This is a genomic window from Nonomuraea sediminis (assembly GCF_018531495.1).
Taxonomy (GTDB): domain Bacteria; phylum Actinomycetota; class Actinomycetes; order Streptosporangiales; family Streptosporangiaceae; genus Nonomuraea; species Nonomuraea sediminis.
Map to the genome: position 1 here is coordinate 225366 of NZ_JAHDTI010000002.1, position 21050 is coordinate 246415.

20 protein-coding genes are annotated in these 21050 nt (G+C 72.2%); 5 read left to right on the forward strand and 15 right to left on the reverse strand.

Going from position 1 to position 21050, the window contains the following annotated elements:
* Positions 1–12 precede the first annotated feature (12 nt).
* The 7 genes from KIK09_RS09200 to KIK09_RS09230 are packed head-to-tail and all read right to left on the reverse strand — an operon-like array spanning position 13 to position 6085.
* On the reverse strand, positions 13–468 hold the full coding sequence (locus KIK09_RS09200) for a DMT family transporter (RefSeq protein ID WP_214318302.1): 456 nt from the start codon (positions 466–468) through the stop codon (positions 13–15).
* Positions 462–1463: a hypothetical protein gene (locus tag KIK09_RS09205; protein WP_214318303.1), complete on the reverse strand. Its 1002-nt coding sequence runs from the start codon at positions 1461–1463 to the stop codon at positions 462–464. The genes KIK09_RS09200 and KIK09_RS09205 overlap by 7 nt, the downstream gene beginning before the upstream one ends.
* A gap of 7 nt (positions 1464–1470) precedes the next feature.
* The gene (locus KIK09_RS09210; RefSeq protein WP_214318304.1) at positions 1471–1986 is read right to left on the reverse strand and encodes a chorismate pyruvate-lyase family protein; all 516 of its coding nucleotides are present in this window, start codon (positions 1984–1986) and stop codon (positions 1471–1473) included.
* A gap of 29 nt (positions 1987–2015) precedes the next feature.
* On the reverse strand, positions 2016–3041 hold the full coding sequence (locus tag KIK09_RS09215; RefSeq protein ID WP_214318305.1) for an alpha-hydroxy acid oxidase: 1026 nt from the start codon (positions 3039–3041) through the stop codon (positions 2016–2018).
* 25 nt (positions 3042–3066) lie between these two features.
* Positions 3067–3267: a hypothetical protein gene (locus tag KIK09_RS09220; RefSeq protein ID WP_214318306.1), complete on the reverse strand. Its 201-nt coding sequence runs from the start codon at positions 3265–3267 to the stop codon at positions 3067–3069.
* Positions 3268–3282: 15 nt separating this feature from the next.
* Positions 3283–5154, reverse strand: a complete 1872-nt coding sequence (locus KIK09_RS59000) for an MFS transporter (protein ID WP_214318307.1) — start codon at positions 5152–5154, stop codon at positions 3283–3285.
* A 4-nt stretch (positions 5155–5158) separates the two neighbouring features.
* Entirely contained in the window at positions 5159–6085 is a 927-nt protein-coding gene (locus KIK09_RS09230) for a hypothetical protein (RefSeq protein WP_214318308.1), read from the reverse strand.
* A 210-nt stretch (positions 6086–6295) separates the two neighbouring features.
* Between KIK09_RS09230 and KIK09_RS09235 the strand changes: the two genes are divergently transcribed.
* Positions 6296–7210: a terpene synthase family protein gene (locus tag KIK09_RS09235; protein ID WP_214318309.1), complete on the forward strand. Its 915-nt coding sequence runs from the start codon at positions 6296–6298 to the stop codon at positions 7208–7210.
* 89 nt (positions 7211–7299) lie between these two features.
* Here the strand turns inward: KIK09_RS09235 and KIK09_RS09240 are convergent, their stop codons facing one another.
* Complete coding sequence (locus tag KIK09_RS09240) at positions 7300–9492, reverse strand: ATP-binding protein (RefSeq protein ID WP_214318310.1); 2193 nt, start codon at positions 9490–9492, stop codon at positions 7300–7302.
* Between the two features lie 210 nt (positions 9493–9702).
* Between KIK09_RS09240 and KIK09_RS09245 the strand changes: the two genes are divergently transcribed.
* A complete protein-coding gene (locus KIK09_RS09245) occupies positions 9703–10167 on the forward strand; it encodes a hypothetical protein (RefSeq protein WP_214318311.1) in 465 nt (154 codons plus the stop codon).
* Positions 10168–10528: 361 nt separating this feature from the next.
* Positions 10529–11410, forward strand: a complete 882-nt coding sequence (locus KIK09_RS09250) for a helix-turn-helix domain-containing protein (RefSeq protein ID WP_214318312.1) — start codon at positions 10529–10531, stop codon at positions 11408–11410.
* A gap of 45 nt (positions 11411–11455) precedes the next feature.
* Here KIK09_RS09250 and KIK09_RS09255 read toward each other — a convergent pair whose 3' ends face one another.
* Together KIK09_RS09255 and KIK09_RS09260 are read right to left on the reverse strand one after the other, a co-directional pair.
* Entirely contained in the window at positions 11456–12274 is an 819-nt protein-coding gene (locus KIK09_RS09255) for an oxidoreductase (protein WP_214318313.1), read from the reverse strand.
* Between the two features lie 3 nt (positions 12275–12277).
* Positions 12278–13462, reverse strand: coding sequence for a cytochrome P450 (locus tag KIK09_RS09260; RefSeq protein ID WP_214318314.1), 1185 nt, complete (start codon positions 13460–13462; stop codon positions 12278–12280).
* Positions 13463–13577: 115 nt separating this feature from the next.
* Between KIK09_RS09260 and KIK09_RS60550 the strand changes: the two genes are divergently transcribed.
* Entirely contained in the window at positions 13578–14282 is a 705-nt protein-coding gene (locus tag KIK09_RS60550) for a GbsR/MarR family transcriptional regulator (protein ID WP_214318315.1), read from the forward strand.
* Here KIK09_RS60550 and KIK09_RS09270 read toward each other — a convergent pair.
* Genes KIK09_RS09270 through KIK09_RS09285 form a run of 4 tightly spaced genes read right to left on the reverse strand, consistent with a single transcriptional unit; the run spans position 14272 to position 18367 of the window.
* Entirely contained in the window at positions 14272–14859 is a 588-nt protein-coding gene (locus KIK09_RS09270; protein WP_250572871.1) for a cytochrome P450, read from the reverse strand. The two genes, KIK09_RS60550 and KIK09_RS09270, sit on opposite strands and share 11 nt — an antisense overlap.
* A gap of 4 nt (positions 14860–14863) precedes the next feature.
* Positions 14864–15274, reverse strand: coding sequence for a TetR/AcrR family transcriptional regulator (locus KIK09_RS09275; RefSeq protein WP_214318316.1), 411 nt, complete (start codon positions 15272–15274; stop codon positions 14864–14866).
* Between the two features lie 19 nt (positions 15275–15293).
* The gene (locus KIK09_RS09280; protein WP_214319577.1) at positions 15294–17636 is read right to left on the reverse strand and encodes an FtsX-like permease family protein; all 2343 of its coding nucleotides are present in this window, start codon (positions 17634–17636) and stop codon (positions 15294–15296) included.
* On the reverse strand, positions 17636–18367 hold the full coding sequence (locus KIK09_RS09285; protein ID WP_214318317.1) for an ABC transporter ATP-binding protein: 732 nt from the start codon (positions 18365–18367) through the stop codon (positions 17636–17638). The genes KIK09_RS09280 and KIK09_RS09285 overlap by 1 nt, the downstream gene beginning before the upstream one ends.
* A 91-nt stretch (positions 18368–18458) precedes the next feature.
* Here KIK09_RS09285 and KIK09_RS09290 point away from each other — a divergent pair, with 91 nt between their 5' ends.
* Positions 18459–19067 (forward strand): response regulator transcription factor, encoded by a 609-nt coding sequence (locus KIK09_RS09290; protein ID WP_214318318.1) that lies wholly within the window; start codon positions 18459–18461, stop codon positions 19065–19067.
* Here the strand turns inward: KIK09_RS09290 and KIK09_RS59955 are convergent.
* Positions 19064–21043, reverse strand: a complete 1980-nt coding sequence (locus tag KIK09_RS59955) for a sensor histidine kinase (RefSeq protein WP_214318319.1) — start codon at positions 21041–21043, stop codon at positions 19064–19066. The two genes, KIK09_RS09290 and KIK09_RS59955, sit on opposite strands and share 4 nt — an antisense overlap.
* Positions 21044–21050: the final 7 nt, after the last annotated feature.

A 21050-nucleotide genomic window follows, 5' to 3' on the forward strand; every position in this document is an offset into this window, starting at 1 on the left:
GCCCGGGACCGTTCATGCGACCCGCCGAACCCGCGCGGGATCGAGCCTGGCCAGCTCGTCCAGCGCCGTGTCGAGCCCGGACAGCGCCTCGACCAGCCGGTAGGTGGACGAGTGCGGGCGTCTCAGCGCGGCGGTCTGCGGGTCGGGGGCGAGGTTGAGCATCGCCACGCCCACGATGATCAGCGCGATCCCGATCATCTTCGCCGGGTGAAGCGACTCGCCGAACCCGAGGGCCCCGATGATCGCGATCGCCGTGGTCCCGACGCCCGACCACACCGCGTACGCCACCGACGCCTCCAGCTGCAGGCGCAGCGCCCCGTCCATCAGCAGGTAGGAGACGATCACCCCGGCCAGCGCCGTCGCCGTCCACCCCAGGTGGGAGTCGCTGCTCGCGGCGGCCTTGAGCGCGGTCGTGGAGGCCACCTCGACCGCGATCGCGGCGCACATCAGCAGCCAGGCCGTCACCATGGCTCGGACTCCACCAGGACGTGCCGCGCGTGGTCGATCCAGCGCTCGCACTGCTCGGCGTCGCCGCCGACGACGATCACCTCCGCCTCGCCGTCGTGCCAGATGACCGAGTCCACCCAGGCCATGCCACGCAGCCGGTCCCGGGATTCCGGCCGGTCCGGGGCCGGGACCCAGGCACGGCGGGCCGTCGTGCACCTGGTGGAGATCAGCTCCCGCGGCCCGCGTACCCCGTAGGCGAGCCAGGCGGCCTCGCGGACCAGGTCGAGCCCGGTGGCCAGGCGGACCGTCCTGCCCAGGTCGTCGCCGAGTCCCGGGCTCGCGCCGGTGATCGCGTGGGAGCGGCCGAGGTGCAGCCGGGTGATCCCGCTCTGCACGCCGAGCGCGCGGATGGCCTCGGCCGCCAGCCGGTGCACCTCCGGGTCCGCCGGCGCCGGGTCCTCCACGTCCACCAGCTCGTCGGCCCGCAGCCCCGGATGGGGCAGGAACCTCGTGACGGCCGCGACGACCGTGTGGTGCGGCGGCGCGGTCACGCACCAGGCGACCAGCTCGGCCGGTTCGCCCGGCGCGATCGGGAGGCCCGCGTTTCCCAGCCGGTCGAAGGTGCGGATCGGGTGGGCGACCACGTCGGCCGCGGCCATGCCGTACCCGGGCAGGCCCAGCTCGCTGGCCAGGCGCGTGGCCACCGCGCACAGGCGCGACTCCGGCGCCAGCACCGCGCGCACCGGCGGCAGGAACTCGCAGGTGGCCAGCGCTGCCATGATGGCCTGCCTGGTCATCGTCTCCGGCCTGATCTGCCGGTGCACGACGGTACGGCCGGCGGGTTCCGCACCGGCGAGCAGCAGCGGCCAGCGTTCCGCCAGCTCGGCCACGGCGGCCTGCTGGTGCTGGGTGAGTGTGCGGCCTGCCGTACCGATCAGCACGAGCAGTCCGCCCGGCGTGGCCGTGGCGCGGCGGCTGCGGCCCCAGGCGGCCGGTGATGCGGCGGTCGGATACATGGGAGCCTCACAGCGCCAGGGGTTCGACAGGACGCACGTCCACGGGGGCGATCTCGGGGTGGAAGGTCTCGCGGATGTAGAGCGCGGGCCTGCCGGAGACCGTGATCAGGTAGTCGCGCCAGCAGCTGGGCAGATGGCCGTGACCCGGCCAGTACCAGGAGGTGGTGCCCGCGGCGAGCTGATCGCGGTGCTGCTCCAGCCGGTGCGCGCGCAGCACCAGGCCGAGCGGCCGGTCCTGGGCGGCGAGCGCGAGCTGGGCGGCGGGGTGGAGGGGATTTCCGACCACCTTGTTGGAGGTGACGATCCAGCCGGAGCCGGTGACGAGCTGCGAGCGCCGCAGCACGACGAGGTCGGCGGGGTCGACCTGTAACCGCGCCTGCAGGCGCCTGGGCAGCACGGCGTGCGCCTCCCTGAGCGTCTGCAGCGTGGTGCGCAACGCCAGCGGCTCACGCAGCAGCTCTTCCAGCAGGCGGGTCGTGGACCCGTCATGCGACAAGATCATGCGCGTGATGGGGTGTTCCATGATCGGGCGATCCTTCCTGGTTACTGCGGTCACCCCGGAGCACCGTTGGCCGGGGTGATGAGACTGCGGTCGATGGCGGCGAGCGCCGGGCGGCCACACTGGCCCATCGCGTCGTGCAACTCGTCGGCGAGGATGCCCAGCACCTGCTCCACCCCCTGGCGGCCCGCGTACGCCAGCCCGCACAGGACCGGCCGGCCCACCAGCACCGCCCGCGCCCCGAGAGCCAGCGCGACGAGCACGTCGCGGCCGGTGCGGATGCCGCCGTCCACCAGCACGGGGACCCTGCCGGCGACCGCGTCGACCACCTCTGGCAGGGCGTCCAGGCTGGCCAGGGCGCCGTCGAGCTGGCGTCCGCCGTGGTTGGAGACGATCACCGCGGCGGCGCCCGCCTCGATCGCCTTGTCCGCGTCGCCGCCGGTGCCGATGCCCTTGCAGATGACGGGCAGATCCGTCTGCTCGGCCAGCCAGGCCACGTCGCGCCAGGTGACGGGGACGACGTCGCCCACGTTCCCCGATCTGAGGTGGTCAGGGATCCGGAAGCCGCTGCGCATGTCGCCGAGCCGGCGTCCCGTCCACGGCACGTCCATGGTGAGCACCAGGGCGGTGGCCCCCGCGGCCTGGGCGCGCCGCGCCACCGACGCGGTCACCGTGCGGTCGCGCAGCAGGTAGAGCTGCTGCCACAGCACGCCTTGCGGGCCTGCGACCGCCTCGATGGAGTAGGAGGCCAGCATGCCGAGCGTCATCGGCACCCCGGCCGCCGTCGCCGCCGCGGCGCACGCCACCTCGCCATCGCGGTGACACAGCCGCATCGGCGCCAGGGGCGCGACCGCGACCGGCATCCGCCAGTGCGAGCCGAGCAGCTTCATCTCCAGGTCGATCGCGGAGACGTCCACGCCGACGGACGGCCGTAGCCGCCACCTCGCGAACGCCGCCGTGTTGGCCCGCACGGTGTCGCCCGCTCCGCCCTGCACGAAGTCCCACACGGCACGGTCCAACCGGGCGCCGGCAGCGGTCTCGACGTCCGCCAGGGTCAGCGGCTGCATCCTGGTGTCCATGGCGGGCCTGGTGCTCGTGCGCATCTCAGCCGGCCCGCCCGAGCGCTTCGTCGATCTTCGTCATCGCCTGCGCAGACAGGTGGCGCATCCGCTGCAGCTGGTAGACGGTGCGGGCCGAGGCCGCGGGGATCCGCGGCAGCGGAGTGGTCAGCACCTCGTTCGGGTCGTTCCGCGCCTCCGCCGCGGCGTACGGGCGCCGATGCATCGGTCTGCGCGTGTCGGGCATGCTCGTCCTCCTTTGCTACGAACGCTCGAAGAGATCGCGGTTGGCCCACCCCTCGGGCAGGCGGGGCCGCGGCAGATCCACCTGCAGGCGGGCCAGCTCCAGCTCGGCCCCGTCGCGCACCTGGGCGAAGGCCTCGCGCAGCTCCACCAGCAGCCGCCGCAACACCACCACCTCCTGCTCCGCCGACATGCCCGCCTCGACTGCTCTGTCGGGCGTACGGCGGGCCGGCTCGACCGCGCTGCCGGGTGTTCGGCGTGCGGACTCGGCCGGTCTGTCGGGCGTACGGCGGGCCATCCCCTTCCGGCCGGGTGGCTCGATCGGGGTGCGGCGTGGCGCCGCCGTACTCATCGGCGTGCGGTGGGGGCGACCGCGAATGAGTACGGCGGCGCAGATCAGGGCGGCCACCGCCAGGAGCCCGGCGGCGACCGTGGCGAAGGCGGGCGTGGGGCCGATCGGCAGCGGGCGCTCCATCGCGGCGGAGGCCGCCGCGACGCCGAGCGCGCCGCCCAGCATGCGGGCGGTCGTCACCGCCCCCACCGCGGCGCCGTACTGCGCGGGCTCGGCCGCCAGCGTGCCCATCATCGACGTCGAGGCGGCCAGCGCGCCGAGCCCCAGCCCCATCACTGTGGCCACCAGCACGCTGCGCGCCCCCGGCTCGCGCTCGCCGAGCATCAGCAGCGCGGCCACACCCACGATCACCCCGCTGAGCAGGATGACCGGCGCGGGCCCGCGCCTGCGGGCGAGCATCGCCGACAGCGGCGCGGCCACGATCACGGCCAGCGACATCGGCGCGAGTCCCAGCCCTGCCTGGCGGGCGTCCAACCCGTGCGCGCGCAGGTACAGGGGCGCGACCATCAGCACGGTGAAGCTCTCCACCCCGTAGAACAGCGTCGTCAACCACCCGAACCCGAACCCGGGCCGCCGCCACAACCGCAGATCGATCGCTCCAACGCCACCGTGACGGACCGACGTGGCCACCGCCCCGCCCAGCGCGACCACGGCGAACCCGGCCAACGCCAGCGTCCGCGGCGCCGTCCACCCCCACCGTCCCCCCAGCGAGAGCACCAGCACCGCCCCACCGATCGCCGCCACCAGCAGCAACGCCCCCGCCAGATCGGGCCGGGCCGCACGCGAGCGCGCCCCCACCAGATCGGCGCGCGGGTGGCACGAGCGGGGGACTTCGGCGGTCAGGAGGAGGACGGCCAGGGCGCCTATCGCGCAGGGGATGTAGACCGCTCGCCAGCCGGCGGCCGCCAGGATCGTGCCGCCGCCCGCCTGGGCCAGGACGGCGCCGATCCCTGAGGCGGCGCTCCACCAGGCCAGCGCGCCCGTGCGGCGTCCGGGAGGAAGTTCGGCCAGCAGGAGGGCCAGTGAGGCGGGCACCATCATGGCCGAGCCCACGCTCTGCGCGAGCCGCCCCGCCAGCAGCACGGGGAACGTCGGCGCCGCGATCACCGCGCACGCGCCGAGCCCGAAGGCCGCCATCCCGAGCGCCAGCACGGCCCGCCGCCCCACCAGGTCCGCGAGCCGCCCGGCCGTGGCCAGCAGCGCCGCGATGGTGGCGAAGGAGATCGTGCTCATCCAGCTCAGCTCGGTCACCGGCAGCGCGCTGCCGATCCTGTCGTCGGCCAGCGCGGGCACGACCAGCGTGGTGGCGGTGCTGTCGGCCATCCACAGCGCCATGGTCGCCGCGGCCACCACCTTCACCAGCCCGGGCCGCCCGGAATTCCGATGCCGTGCCCCAGCCCGCCCGGGGACCGCGGGCTGAGCCCCGCCACGAACAGCGGGGGCGTGCCGTACTGAGGGCTGGGTCTGGTGGAAGAGGGTGGGGGCGTCAGGACGCAGGGCGGGCCAGGTGGTGGGCGAGGGGAGGCCGGCGGCGGTCACGCGATCACCGTCCGGGCTGCGGCAGGTCCGCCGGGTCGCGATGGGCCGTTATGGCGTGGTTCGGGGTGCTGGCGGCCACCCGCCGTTCGGTCAGGTTCATCGGCCCGATCGACGGCGGCTCAGCCTCCGAACCTGCTCCCGTCGCCGGTCTGGTGTCCGCGCCGTGCGTGGGCCACCCCTGGGCCTCGGCCAGCGCGCGTAACCGGGCACGTTCCAGCGAACCGCCGTCGGCGGCGTGCTCGCAGACCGCGCGGCTGACCCGGGCGGCCAGCGCCAGGTGCTCCTGGCAGGCGTCGGCGAGCCTGCGCTCGAGCCCGGCGATCTGGGCCAGCACCAGCTGCATGCGCTGCACCTGGGAGGTGCGCTCGTAGCGGGCGATCTCGGCCAGCCAGGCGGGCCAGCGCAGGGATCGCGCGACCAGGGCGCAGGTGCGGTCGACGACGAAGTCGCGTTCGAACTCGCTGGGCGAGGTGCACAGCCCGGCGAGCAGATCGCCGGTGAGGGTGGCCGCCCGGTACGCGGTGGGTCCGAAGCAGGCCAGCCGGCCCAGCGCGGCCTGCAGCATGCGGGCGCGATGCTTCAGCGCGGACAGGCTCCACCCGAGCACGAGCACGCGGCGCGCGTCCACCTCGGTGTGCCAGCCGACCAGGGCGAGCTGGCGGGCCATCTTGTGGTGCAGCACCCAGGCGGCGGCCTCGTCCAGCGGCCTGCCGCTGCCGGGTTCCCTGGTCCAGATCTCCACGCCGCCGAGCGGCCAGTTGCCGCTGGCGACGTCCGCGGCGGAGCCGGCGATGCGGCGGCAGATCGCGGCGATGAGCGCCTGCTGAGCGCGCGGGAAGCAGCCCTCGCAGGTGTCGTCCTGGTCGGTGTCGGGAGGGGTGATGGGCGGCGGCGCGGGGTTGAAAGCCCAGTGCCGAGGGCTTGTGGTCATCGGTACCACCACCTCCGGTGCGGCGTGGGACTCATGAGGTGGAACACGAACGCAGAGATCAGCGTGGTGGACGAGCACGCCAACTGTCAAGCCTTTGACAGTTGGCAACTAGATATTTTCTAAATAGAGAGAATGCCTGGTCAGTGGCCATTCACTTGGTCGTCGTCAAATGTTTGACATGCAGGACGATCATCCGATTCAATCGCCCCTGTGATCCCCCCGCTCAGCTCGCCCTTCCCCTCGGAGATCAGCCCCCACGTCGAGGAGATCCAGGCGGCGACGATGGCCTGGGCAGCGGCGCACCGGCTGCTCGACCCGCACCACACCCGGCAGTTCCTGCGGGCCCGCTACGGCGAACTCGCCGCCCGGGTCTACCCCTACGCCACGCGCGAGCGCCTGCAGATCGGCGCCGACCTGTGCACGTGGCTGTTCGCCGCCGACGACGTGATCTTCGAGACCTCGTGCGGGGTCTCCGACACCGCGCGGCTGATCCCCGACATGTGGCGCGTGCTCGAGGGCGGGCAGGCCCGCGAGCCGACGCCGTTCACCGGCGCGCTGGCCGACCTGCGCGAGCGCATCGACCGGCACGACCAGGGCTCCGGCGCGCTGCGCAGATGGGCCGACGCCATGATCACCTACGCGCTTTCGCAGGTGTGGGAGGCGGCCAACAGGGAGCTGGCCCTGGTGCCGAGCCTGGACGACTACCGGTGCATGCGGCGCGACACCGGCGCCATGTTCACCGTGTTCGCGATCATCCCGCTGGCCACCGGGCTGCCCCTGACCGAACGGCAGTGGACCGATCCCGACGTGCGCGCCGCCACCGAGGCGGCCGTCGACGTGGTCGTCTACGACAACGACCTGTTCTCCTACGCCAAGGAGCGCCTCAGCCCGAACGCGCCCAACAACCTGATCGCCGTGCTCGTCGCCGCGGGCCGCACCTTACGCCAGGCCATCGACGAGACCGTGGCCATGCGGGAGGCAGCCCTGGCCCGCATGGGCGAGGCGTGCGGGCGCAGCCGCGACGGCGCCCCGGAGGTCGTGGCCTACCTACGCGGGCTCGGTTGCTGGATCAGTGGATCGGTCGACTACTCAGCCTCCAGTTCCCGATATGCGGTGACGACCTAGGTGTACTACCCAGGCGGGTTCCGGCCCCATACCGCAACCGGCGGCAACCCACCCATCACCAGGTTGACCAACGTCCCTGGGCAGTACACCTAGAAGGTGCTCCCCGCCAGGTCGTCGGACATGGTTCCCAGGTCGGCGCTGTCGCCTGTGGCGTAGGCGACGGCATCGGGCAGGCTCATCGTCTTGCCGCGGGCCAGCGCCGCCTGGTAGGCGTCCTCGCCGATCAGGCGGCGTATCTCGGCCGCGCACCGGTCGTGGTCGTCGCTGAAGAACGGGCTGCCCATCAACGGCAGACCGTACTCCGTCCAGTTGACCATGGCAGCGCCCTGCAGCTGGGCCGCCATCTCCGGTGGGAAGCCCGCAGTAATCACCATCTGTGACAGGGCCTCCAGATCCAGGACTATGCCGAGCACGTCGCGGAAGTGGCGCTTGATGCGCAGTGAGGCCCTGATCGACTCGATCGCCTCGGTGATGCGGCCCAGCTGCCGGTAGGCCATCGCCCGCACGTACTCGGCGTAGGAGCGCAGCCACTGCTCCCCCGCCGCGTCACAGGTCGCAAGGCAGTCCTCCAGCGTCGGCAGCGCCTCGGCGGCCTGTCCCTGCATGACGTGGACGAGCGCCAGCTCCACGATGGCCGGCATCAGCACCGGCTCGAGCGTGGCCGGGTCCTGGCGCAGGCTCCTGATGGCCAGGCCCAGCAGCGTGTTGGCCTTGTCCAGCTGGGCGGTCAGTACCGCGGCCGTGCCGAGCATCTTCGTGCCGATGATCACCGCGTCACTGTCGCCGATCTCGGCGCCCTCCCTGCGGCACTCCTTGGCGCGTGCCACCGCGGCAGGGATGTCGCCCTGCGCACAGGCCAGGTACGCCTCCACCCACAGCGCCTTGCACCTGGCCGAGGAGGGCAGCTGGTTGGCGTGCAGGGCCCGCACCAGGTAGTGGCGGCCCTCGGCGGAGAACCCGCAGGCCACCCAGAGGAACCACAGAGATGTCACCAGCTCCAGGCCGAGCGCCGCCTGGTCGGGATGGGACAGGCTGTAGTCGATGGCGGTGCGGATGTTGGCGTTCTCGGCGCGCATGCGGTGCCACCAGCGCACCTGGCCCGGCCCCCACCAGGCCTCCTGGCCGCGCTGTGCCAGGCGCAGGTAGTAGTCGCGGTGCCGGATCCGCATCGTCTCGGTACCGGCCAGCTGCTCGAGCCAGCCCGCGCCGTACTCGCGCAGCGTGTCGAGCATGCGGTAGCGGATCGTGCGGGTGTTCTGCTGCACGGTCAGGATCGACTTGTGCACCAGCCCGTCGAGCAGGTCGTCGATCTCGTCGGGCAGCAGCCCGTCGCCCGCGCAGGCCTCGCGGGCGGCCACGCCGTCGAAGTCGGCGGCGAAGACCGACAGCCTGGCCCACAGCAGCCGTTCCGCGGGCTCGCACAGCTGGTGGCTCCAGCCGATGGCCGCGCGCAGGGTGTGATGCCGCGTGACGCCGCTGGTCTCGAAGAGTACGGCCGGCGTCCGCGGCGGCAGGATCCCGTCGGTGATGTCGTCCACGGCCCCCTGCTGGGTCAGGTGGTCGGTGGTCTGCGCGACGAGGTCCAGGATCTGGTCCACCGACAGGCCGCGTAACCGTACCGCCGCCAGCTCCAGGGCCAGCGGGATCCCCTCCAGCCTGCGGCACAGCCTGGCCACGCCGGCGGCGTTGTGCGGGCCGAGCTCGTACTGCGGCAGCACGTCCCTGGCGCGGCTGACGAACAGCTCGACCGCCTCGGCCTCGCGCTCGCCGTCGCGGGTGACGCTCATCGGCGGCACGACGATCACCAGCTCGTCGGGCAGGTTCAACGTCTCGCGGCTGGTGGCCATGATCGTCATCCCCGGCGCGGCCTGCAGCAGTGTCGTGACGAGCTTGCGCACCGCGCCGATCATGTGCTCGCAGGTGTCCAGGACCAGCAGCAGGTGCTTGTCGGCGAGGAACTCGACGAGCACCTCGACGTCGGGCCGCGCCGACACGTCCGCCAGCCCGAACGACGAGCTGATCGCGCTGGCCAGCACGTCGGGGTCATCGAGCGCCCACAGCTCCGCCAGCCACACCCCGTCCGGATAGCGGCCCGCGGCCTGCAACTGCCGGGCGGCCTGTAACGCCACGCGCGTCTTGCCTACTCCCCCTGTGCCCAGGGCGGTGACCAACCGCGCCTGCCCCACCGCGGCCGAGATGCGGGCCACCAGCTCCCGCCGTCCTACGAAGCTCGTCCTCTCGGGCGGGAGGTTGCCCTCCCGACGCCAACGAAGAGATCCCAAAGTGGCACCCTTCCTACCCGAACCTGCACGTCACGGCGATGGGTGCGGTGATCGTCCTGCCGATCACACACACCGGTGAACTGTTCGTTCGCCGAGGAGGTGCGTCCGGCGAAAGTGGTGCATTCTTATTACCTTCGATCGACGAGCGATCACGGCCGGCCCTAGAGTGGGAACGGCCAGGCGGATCATCCACGGGCTGAAGGGACGTTCATGGCGCTGTCGCCGCTCGCCCAGCAGGTGGCAGGCACCCTGCGGGCGTTGATGGAGCGGACGCTCGCGCCGAACGGCCTGCCCTGGGCGGACAAGGGAAACGGCAGCAGGCGCCTGGCCGCGGCCATCAAGGAGCACAACGGCGGTACGGGACCCAGCTACCAGACGTTGCTCAACCTGCTCGATGGCACGATCATGACGCCCCTGCCGGGCACGCTGTTGCCGATCGCGCGTTTCTTCGGCGTCACCCTGGCCGATTTCGGCCTCGAAGAGGACTCCGACACCAAGCTGCTGCAGTTGCTCGATCGCGCTCCCCATCTGCGCGCGATCGCGCTGAAATTGGCCGACCTGCCTGACGAGGTCGTCGACAGGTTCGAGCAGCAGCTTCTCCACGTGGATCTCGCCGCTTCTCAGCTCGACGGTCCCGTCTCCCCACCGGCGTACGAAGAAGTCTCTGACAGCTGAGTGCTGATTGCCGGGTACGGCGTGCCGCGCCATTGAAAATGAGGCAAAAGACCAGGTCAGAGCGATTTCCAGCACGTCGCTCCATACCTCCTTCCGCCTCGAACCCCCACCTGCTGTACCCATTTTCACAAGATGACCATCGTCAATGATCCGAGTCATAGTCCACCAAAGGTGGCAAGCATCGCAATAGACGCATTTCAAAGCGGTACTTTCGTTATCAGGTCAGCGCGCTGACCCATTTATTCAAGATCACGACTTGTACCCATTTCCCGGGAATGCCTCGCCGTGGGGCGGGTCGCTCCTTACCGTGGAGCATGATCGGAGCTACGGGACAGCATCGTGGTCGAAAGGCGAGGGACCGATGCTTGAACAGCAGCCCGCGCACTTCGTGCTGGCCACCCGGCTCGCACGATTGCGTCAACAGATCGGGCTCCCCATCCGGGCTGCGGCCGCGGCGGCGGGGGTCAGCCCCACGACGATCGCTCGGATCGAGAACGGACAGGTGGTGCCCAGGCGATCCACGGTGGAAACGCTGTTGACGCAGTACGGCGTGCGCGAGCGACGTCATCGCGACCATCTGCTCAGCCTGCTGAGCGGTGAGCGGCACGCCGGCTGGTTCGACGCCGCGGAGATCCCGGTGTGGCTGTCGACGGTGCTCGCGCTGGAGGACCAGGCCAGCCAGCTGATGACCTATTCCCCCACCATCCTGCCGCCGCTGTTGCAGACGCCGGCCTACGCGCGGGCCACGATGCCGGGCGCGCAGCCGGCGCAGGTGCCCGGGGGCGTCGACGTCATCCGCAGCCGCCAGCAGGCACTGGAGCGGGAGGGCAGGCCGGCGTTGTGGGCGGTGATCGATCCCAGGGCGCTGCTCGATCCGCCGCTGGCCAGGCCCGAGGATCGGCTGGAGCAGATCGACTGGCTGATCGCGGCGGCCGAGCAGCCGTACATCACGATCCAGATCATGCGCCCGGCCTCCCAGACGGAGTTCGTGCCCGACGCGCCCCGCTTCACGATCGTGCGCCTGCCGGACCCCGAACGCTCGGACCTGCTGCTCCTGCACCTGCTGCACGGCCCGAGCCTCATCGACGACCCGCTGGTGGTGGAGAGCCACCAGCTGGCCCTGGCCAGGCTCTACTCCCGGGCCTTCATGCCGAGCGAGACGGTCGAGATCCTCCAGCAGTTCCGCGCCGTCATCGACAGGTGCGACCCCTTCGAGGCGCTGGCTACGAGACCGTCCCCGTAGCTCACCGGCGGTCCATCACAGCAGCGCGGCCTGCGCATGGGCCCCCTACTTGGTCGCGCTGGTGGCGAGGCGGTCGAAGGCGCGGTCGGTCAGGTGCCTGTCCAGGAACAGCAGCAGCTTGGCCAGGTAGCCGACCGCGTAGCGGGCCTTGGGCGCGGGCGAGTCGACGGCCTGCCTGATCGCCCGCGCGACGACCGCGGGATCGGAGGCCTTGCTGCCGGCTCCCAGCTCGGTCTCGGCCCGCTTGGCCATCAACTCGGCCATCCGGCGGTAGGCGCCGTGTCCGGAGATGTCGCGCAGCTCCTGCGCCGTGCCGTTCTCGAACTCGGTCTTGATGATGCCGGGCTGGATGATCACGACGTGGACGCCGAACCGCCCGAGCTCCTGCCGCAGCGAGTCGGAGTAGGCCTCGAGCGCGTGCTTGGAGGAGTAGTACCAGGCGCCGAGCGGCAACGCGATCTCGCCGCCGATGGACGAGACGTTGACGATCGTGCCGGACTTCTGCTCGCGCATGTACGGCAGGCAGAGCTGGATCAGCCGCGCCGGGGCGAAGAGGTTGACCTCGAACTGGTCGCGGGCCCGGTCGAGCGGCACGTCCTCGACCGCGCCGTGCAGGCCGATCCCGGCATTGTTGACCAGGACGTCGATCCTCCCCTGCTCGTCGACGACGGTGCGGACGGCGCGTTCGAGGTCGTCTTCCTTGCGGGCGTCCATCTCCATGACGTGGCCGCCGGCGGCGCGCAGGAGCTCCATCTTGGGCACGCGGCGCGCCGCGCCGTACACGGTGTGGCCGGCCCGCCGCAGCTCGAGCGCGGCGGCCAGGCCGATGCCCGAGGACGCGCCGGTGACAAGGCAGACCTTCATGGGTCACACCTCCCAGGCGACGGGCAGCGCGTGCACGCCGTAAATGATCATGTCGGTGCGCATGGCGATGTCCTGCGGCTCCGCCGCCAGGCGCAGCGTGGGGAAGCGGGTGACCAGCGCGGGCAGCGCGACCTGCAACTCCACCCGGGCGAGCTGCTGGCCCAGGCACTGGTGGATGCCGTGGCCGAAGGCGACGTGCCCGCCGGTGGCGCGCAGCAGGTCGAGCGTGTCGGGGTCGGCGAAGTGGGCGGAGTCGCGGTTGGCCGCGGGGACCGAGAGCGTGATGGACTCGCCCGCCTTGATCGTCCGGCCGTCCAGCTCGACGTCCTCGAGCGCGGTGCGGACCGTGAACGGGATGACGCTCAGGTAGCGCAGCAGTTCCTCGACCGCGTGGTCGGCGAGGCCCGGGTCGGAGCGCAGGAGCGCGAGCTGATCGGGGTGGGTCAGCAGGGCGTAGGTGCCGAGCGCGAGCATGTTGGCCGTGGTGTCCAGGCCGGCTCCGAGCAGCACGAAGCCGATGTTGATCAGTTCCTCGTCGGTGAGGTCGGTAGCCGTCAGCCCGCTGAGCAGGTCGTCGCCCGGCTGGGCGCGCTTGGCGGGCACAAGCTCGGCGATGAACCCCTGCACCGCCGTGTAGGCGGCGATCATCTCCTCCTGCGCGGTCCCCAGGCGGAACAGCTTCAGCGCGTCGGCCTGGAAGCGCGCCCTGTCGGCGTACGGCACGCCGAGCAGCTCGCAGATGACCTGGGCGGGAACCGGCTGTGCCAGCTCGGTGACCAGGTCGGCGGGCGAGCCGTGGCGCGCCATGGCGTCCAGGTGCTCGGTCGTGATCGCCTGGACCTGCTCGGTGAGCCGCCGCATGCGGCGGACGGTGAACTGGCCGGTGAGCAGGCGCCGGTAGCGCGTGTGCTCGGGCGCGTCCATCGCGGTGAAGATGCCGGGAGGGGCGGGCCTGTCGCTGCCCGGGGTGCCGGGGATGGGCACGTGCCTGATCTCGGGCCGGACGCTGAAGCGCGGGTCGGCCAGCACCTCCCTGACCAGGGCGTGGCTGGTGGCCAGCCAGCCGAGGTGGCCGTCGGGGTACTGCAGCCTGCTCAGCGGGCCCAGTTCTGCCAGACCCGCCGGCGGATCGAACGGGCGACCCGCGGGCCGCTCGGTGGGCAGCGAAGGGATCGTGTCGTTTGCCATGAACGAAACGGTAGGAATCCGTTTCTCACACTGCCAACGCTCAAAATAGGCTTCCCCTGGTAGCAGCGATATCGTCGGTGCAATGACATTGACACTGAATGCACCAGGGGTCTGAATGCCGGGAGATCGCCTCACCTACGAGGACCGCCAGCACATCGCCGCCGGGCTGTCGGCCGGGCTCGGCTACGCCGAGATCGCCCGCCGCCTGGGCAGGCCCAGGTCCACGATCAGCCGCGAGATCACCCGTAACGGCGGGCCGGGTCACTACCGCGCCAACCACGCGCAGCAGGCGACCAGCTGGCGGGCCCGGCGCAAGCCCGGCCTGCCGCACGCCGCGCCGGTCACCGCCGACACCCACGGGCGTGATCCCGAGGCGGTGCGCGCGTTCGAGGACGGCTTCGCCGAGATGATGATCCAGACGGGCGTCCCGGCGATGATGGCCAGGATCCTCGTCTGCCTGTTCACCAACGACAGCGGCGGCTTCACCGCGGCCGAGCTCGTCACCCGGCTGCAGGTCAGCCCCGCCTCCATCTCCAAGGCGGTGAACTGGCTGGAACAGCGCGGCCTGCTCAGGCGCGAGCGCGGCGACCGGCGGGAACGCTACCTCGTCGAGGACCACGTCTGGTACATGGCCTGGCAGGCCAGCGTCCGGTCGATGTCGATGTGGAGCGAGTACGCCCAGCGGGGAGCCGCGGTCCTCGGGACCACGACCCCCGCCGGAGCCCGGATGCACACGGCCGGCCAGTTCTTCCAGTTCCTCGTCCACGACATGGCCCAAGCCGCGGAACACTGGCGCCTGACCCTGTCGGCTACCAGATGACGGGCAGCCGGTGCACGCCGTAGATGCTCATGTCCGTGCGCAGCGGAATCTCCTCGTCGTGCACGGCCACCCGCAGCCCGGGGAAGCGCTCGAACAGCGCCCGGTAGCCGATGCGCAGCTCCACCCTGGCCAGCTGGTGGCCCAGGCACTGGTGGACGCCGTGGCCGAAGGCCAGCTGTCCGCCGGCCGCCCCGCCGACCAGGTCCAGGTGCTCAGGGTCGGGGAAGCGCTCGGGGTCACGGTTGGCGGCCGGGATGGAGATCGTCACCACCTGACCCTTCTTGATCGTCTGCCCGGCGATCTCCACATCCTCCAGCGCCGCGCGCAGCGGGCCGAGATGCGGGACCGACAGATACCGCAGCAGCTCCTCGACCACCGGTTCCGTCATCGTGACGTGCTGCTGCCCCATCCGCATGAGCACATAGGCGCCGAGGCCGAGCATGTTGGCGGTCGTCTCGTGCCCGGCGACCAGCAGCAAGAGGGCCATTCCCGCGATCTCGGCCGCGTCCAGCCCGCCGTCGGCCCACAGACCGCTGAGCAGGTCGTCGGCGGGCTCGGCCCGCTTGCTCGCGACCAATGGATCAGGTCGGCGGGGCGGTCACGACGGCCCGTACCCCGGCCGCGCTGTCCAGCAGGACCCTGCGCAGCTCGGGCCGCCTGGTGGCCTCCAGCGACAGCTCGTACCTGGCCAGCTGGCGGTCGCGGGTGGTGGTCAGCCACTCCCCGAGCACTTCGGCCACGGCCTCGACCTGCCCGTCGCGGCCGGGCTCGGCCTCCACTCGCGCCCGCAGCGCGGTCAGGTCGGCGGTGGTGTGCTCGGCCAGCCGTTCCACCGCCGCCTGCAGCAGCGACTGGCGGGTCCTGAAGTAGTAGGAGGTCGAGCCCTCGGCCAGCCCTGCCACCCGGTCGACCGCCCGGTGCGTCAGCCCGCGCATGCCCTCGGCCGCGAGGAGCGAGATCGCCGCGTCGGCGATCTCCTGTCGTCTGGACATCCGCCAAGTCTAGGGAGCGCTACTCGCGGGTGCCGAGGGCGTCGGCCGGGCGGGCGCGGAGGGCGAATCTGGCCGGGATCAGCGTCGCCGCCAGGGCCAGGGCCGCCACCGTGGCGATGACCGCGAGGTAGGCCTGGGGCGGCACGTAGGGCAGGAGCGAGCCGGTCATGCCCTTGCCGAAGGCGCCCAGCGTCACCAGCGCGATGGCCGTCCCGATGAGCACCGCGACCACGGTGGCCGTCACCGTCTCGGTGCACAGCATCCGCATCGCCTGCCTGCGGGTGGTGCCCACCACGCGCAGCAGGGCGAGCTCCCTGACCCTGCCCAGCGTCGACATGGCCAGCGTGTTGACCACCGCGATCGCGCTGAAGGCGATGATCAGGCCCATGGCCACGAAGGCGACCGCCGCGTTGGCCGAACCCGCCTGGGCCGCGCCCGCCTCGTCGGCCACGGTCACGCCGGGCACGCGCCGCAGCGCCTCCCGCTCGCCGCCGGAGACCAGGACGGTCCCCCGGGGATCGTCGACGTGGGCGGCCACGAGCCCGCGCGCCAGGGTCAGGTCGCCGAAGCCGAGACCCCGCGAGTAGATCGCCACCACCCGGACGGTGGCGGGCGTGCCGTCGCCGAGCACCAGCGCGATCTCGTCGCCGAGCCCGACGCCCAGCCGGTCGGCCGCGGTACGGCTGACGGCCGCCGTCGTGTCGCCGAACCCGCGCAGCGAGCCCGCCTCCACGCCCAGGTCCATCGTCCGGTCCAGGCCCTCGGGCGTGACCGCCTGCGCGCCGTACTTGTCCAGGTCGATCCTGACCGAGGTGCGCAGCACCTCGGTGACGGCGCGCACCCCCGGCACCTGGCGCACGGCCGCCGCGGGCGAGCCGGCGACGAGCACGTGGTCGGCCTTGACGCCCGCGTTCGCCTGGCCCTGCGCGGCGTGGCCCATGGTGGTCTGCGAGAACAGGATCGTGCACGTCATCGCCGTCATCAGGCTCAGCGGCACGATCACCGAAGCCAGCCGGGTCTCCCCCGCGCGCAGGTTCTTGCTCGCCAGGTAGCCACCCGCGCCGGGCGCCCGCAGCGGCAGCGCCGTCACCGCCCGCGCGATCGGCGGCCCGAGCAGCGCGACCGCCGTCGTCCACACCAGCGCGGTGAGCATGGTCACGGGGCTGGCGGCCGCCTCGGTCGACAGCGACGACAGCGACGACAGCACCACCGTCAGCCCGGCGCCTCCGGCCACCGCCACCAGCCCGGCGACCAGCCGCATCCGCGGCAGTGTGGCGGTGGGCAGCGCCATCTCACCCAGCGCCTCCACCGGTCTGATCCGCGCGGTACGGCGGGCCGAGACGCGAGCCGACACCCACGCCGCCCCCAGCGTGGCCACCACCGCGGCGATCGCCGGGAACGGGCTGACCACCAGCGGCAGGTTGGCGGGCATGGCGCCCAGCGCGACGAACCTGGTCCGCAGCCAGAACGCCAGCAGGAGCCCGGCTCCGGACCCGACCAGACCGGCGGCCACGCCGATGAGCAGGGCCTCGCCGCCGATGAGCTTCCTGGCCTGCCGCGGCGTGGCGCCCACGGCGCGCAGCAGGGCGATCTCGCGCCTGCGCTGCTGCGCGGACAGCGCGAACGTACCCACCACCACGAGGATCGCCACCAGCAGCGAGGTGCCGCCGAGCGCGCCGCCCAGGCTGATGAGCCTGGCCCGAGAGCCTTCCGCCTCGGGGAACTCGGCCGTGCCGCGCTCGTCGCCGGTGTAGGCGACGGCGCCCTTGACGCTGACGTCGACGCGCGGCCAGACGCCGATCGCGGTCAGCAGGCCGTCGTGCCCGGCCAGCCGGCGGGCCTCGGCGGTGGCGAAGAAGAGCGTGTCCTGGGTGGGCAACGCCTGCCGGGTCACGCCGACCACGCGGTAGCCGGGGATCGTCTGGCCCGCGTGGCGGGCGTCCACCACGACCTCGCCCGCGGCCCTGGGCGGGCGGCCCGAGGCGAGCGTGAAGGGGGTGAGCGCGGCCGACTCCCAGCCGTGCCCGGTGAACCCGGCGAAGCGGAAGCTCACCTCGGTGACCACCTTCGTCACGCCGGGGACGCGCTGGACCTCTCCGGCCACGGAGGCGGGGATCCACCTGCGCTCCGACAGCGGCTTGGCCTTCTGCTTGCCGCTGTCCTTGGTCTGCCTGACGAACTGGTCGCCCGCCACGATCACCGGGGCTCCGGCGTACCGCTCGGGTGCGACCGTGCCGCGCAGGCCGGTGTCCAGCAGCATGCCGCAGGCGGTCACCAGCGCGGCGGCGCACAGCAGAGCCACGAACGCGCCGGCGAAGGCGGCCTTGCGGTGCCGCAGCGTCTTCAGTGCGAAGGAGATCATCACGTCCACGCCCCCAGCCGGGTCATCCGCTCGGCCACCTTCTCGGCGGTCGGGCTCGTCATCGCGTCCACGATCCGGCCGTCGGCCAGGAACAGCACGGTGTCGGCGTAGGCGGCGGCCAGCGGGTCGTGGGTGACCATGACCACCGTCTGACCCAGCGCCGAGACCACCTCGCGCAGCAGGGTCAGCACGTCGCGGGCGGTCATGGTGTCGAGCGCGCCGGTCGGCTCGTCGCCGAACACCACCTCCGGCCTGGTCACCAGCGCCCTGGCGATCGCCACGCGCTGCTGCTGCCCGCCCGACAGCTGCGCCGGGCGGTGCCCGGTGCGACCGGCCAGGCCCACCCGGTGCACGACCTCGTCCAGCCACGCCCGGTCCACCTTGGCGCCTGCCAGCATCAGCGGCAGGGTGATGTTCTCCGTCACGGTCAACGCCGAGACCAGGTTGAAGGCCTGGAAGACGAAGCCCACGCGGCGCCGCCTGAGGTCGGTCAGGGCGTTCTCGCCCAGGCCCGTCAGGTCCGTGCCGCCCAGCCGTACCGCTCCCGAGCTGGGCACGTCCAGGCCCGCGGCGCAGTGCAGGAACGTGCTCTTGCCCGAGCCCGACGGGCCCATGACGGCGGTGAAGCTCCCCTTCGGGATGCCCACCGACACCTCGCGCAGGGCCGCGACCGCGCTCTGGCCTCTGCCGTACACCTTGCTCACCTGGTCCAACCGGACTGCTTCCGTCATGGGTACAAGCCTGCTGATCTGCGGTTTCCGTCACCAGAGAGCCGGTCACGAGCCGAACGTGACATCCTCATGATCCGGACATAATGGTCAGGTGATTCGCTTGCTGCTTGCAGAGGACCAGCACGTCATCAGGGAAGCGCTCGTGACGCTGCTCGGCCTCGAGCCCGACCTCGAGGTCGTCGAGGCGGTCGACTCGGGGGACAAGGTGGTGGCCGCCGCGCTGGTGCACCGGCCGGACGTGGCCGTGCTCGACGTCGACATGCCGGGCACCATCGACGGGCTGGACGCGGCCGGAGAGCTGCGCGTCAAGCTGCCGGACTGCCGCACGCTCATGCTCACCGGCCACGGCAGGCCGGGGCATCTGCGCCGCGCGCTGGCCTCCCAGGTGGACGGCTTCATGCTGAAGACCGCTTCGCCGGAGGAGCTGTCGGCCGCGATCAGGAAGGTGGCGCGGGGCGAGCGGGTGCTCGACCCGTCGCTGGCCGCCACCGCGTGGAACCTGGCCGACAACCCGCTCACGCCCCGCGAGGCCGACGTCCTGCGGCTGGTCGCCGGGGGCGCGGAGGCCTCCGAGATCGCCGGCGAGCTGTTCCTGAGCGCGGGAACCGTGCGCAACTACCTGACCGCGATCGTCGCCAAGCTCAACGCCCGCAACCGCACCGACGCCGTGCGCATCGCCGCCGAGGCGGGCTGGATCTAGGCGGGGACCCAGGCCCGCGTCGGGACGGTCGCCGTCAGCTCGAACCAGCCGTCCTCCAGGCCGACCTCCAGGTGCCCGTCCAGCGCCGCCAGCCGGGTGGTCAGGTTGCCGATCCCGGCCGAGCCGTGGCGTCCCTTCGACGCGCCCGCCCCGTCGTTGCGCACGCTCAGCCGTCCGGTGCCGTCGCGCGTGGTCGTGGTGATCGCGCACCGGCGGGCCGAGCTGTGCCGCAGCACGTTGGTGACGGCCTCCCTGAGCACGATGCCGAGCGTGGTGTCCACGTCGCCGCCGAGGGTGTCGTGGCCCAGGTCGAGCTCGACCTCGATCCCGGCGGCTGCCAGCAGCGAGCCCGCCGAGCGGGCCTCCGCGGTCAGCGACAGCTCCCCCTGCTCGCCCGAGACGGTGCGCAGGTCGCGCATCGCCCGTTCGGTCATGGCCAGCACGTCGTCGAGTTCCTTGCGCGCCCTGTCCTGGTCGAGCCTGCGGGCCAGCTCGCACTTGAGCAGGATCGCGGCCAGGCTGTGGCCGAGCAGGTCGTGCAGGTCGCGGGCGGCGCGCAGCCGCTCCTCGACCACGGCCGCGCGGGCCAGGCCGTCCCTGGACTCGCGCAGTTCCCTGGCCAGCTGGGCCAGCCTGAGCAGGCCGTACATGACCAGACCCGTCACCACCGTGCTGATCGCGTAGTTCAGCGTCACGGGGAACGGCAGGCCGAGCAGCACCGCGGCGGCCACGACCACGCCCACGACGGCCGCCACCAGGGGCAGCGCGAGCGCCAGCGGAAAGGCGAGCAGGATCGGCCCCGCCAGGAACCCAGCAACACCCAGCCAGGGCTGCCCGAACAGCGGGATCGGCGCGAACGTCAGTACCGCCATGATCGCCAGCGCCCACGGGTGGCGGCCCTCGACCGAGCGCAGCTGCATGAAGACGATGACGGCCAGCGGTAGGGCCGGCCACGGCGAACCGGCCATCAGCAGCGCCTTCGCCGAGAACCCGATCAGCACGGCCGCCAGCAGCGCCATCGACAGCGCGCCGTCGTGCGCCGGCTGCACGTGCGGGCGGACGGCGGGCAGTCTCGCCTCCACGGTCATCGAGGCGTCGTCCGCCAGGCCGACGGTCAGCGTGCCCCCTGCGGCTTCGACCTGGGCGGGCAGGTCGCCGAGGCTCTCGTCGCCGGCGGTGCGGGCGCCGTCGTTGGTCACGCGCAGCCGGACCGTGGCGCCCTCGGCGGAGGTCTCGATGCGGCAGGTGGTGGCGGTGCGCCGCCGTACGATCTCCGTGACCGACTCCCTGAGCACCGCCGCCAGCAGCGCGCCGGCCGGGCCGAGCGGTTCCGTGTGCCCGGCGCGGACCTCCACGGTGACGCCGGCGGCGGCCAGCATGGCCTTGGCGGTGGTGATCTCGGGGGCCAGCGACATGGCCCGGTAGTTCGCCGCCGCGGCCCTGGCCTCGGCCAGCGAGCGGCGCGCGGTCTCCACGTCGGGGGTGCCTTCTCTGGCTCCGCCGGCGATCGCGGCCAGCGCCTTGCCCAGGCCGGTGCTGAGCTCCGCGGCGATGCGGAGCCGTTCCTCCGCCGCGGCCGTCATCGCCAGGGACAGCCTGGCCGCGTTCACCTCTTCGATCCGGTCGAGCATCCTGGTCAGGCCGTAGACGACCAGGGAGATCAGGATCATGCTGATCACCGGGTCGACGGGGCCGAGCAGGACGGCGCTGACCGCCACCGCCGCGGCGAGCGGCCAGAGCCTGGTCAGCAGCAGCGACCCGCCGACGAACCCGAGAATGCCGACCGAAGTGCCTGTATTAAGCACAAGCCCGTAGACCAGGGCGGCCTGGAGGACGACCAGCCACCAGATCCGCCATCGGATGAAGGCCACCTGGACCACGAACACGACCACCGCCAGGGGCGAACCCGCTCCCACGTAGATGCTCGCGAAGCCCGCGAACGCCGCGAGAACTATGAGATTCGCCCGGTTGTGCACCCGAGCA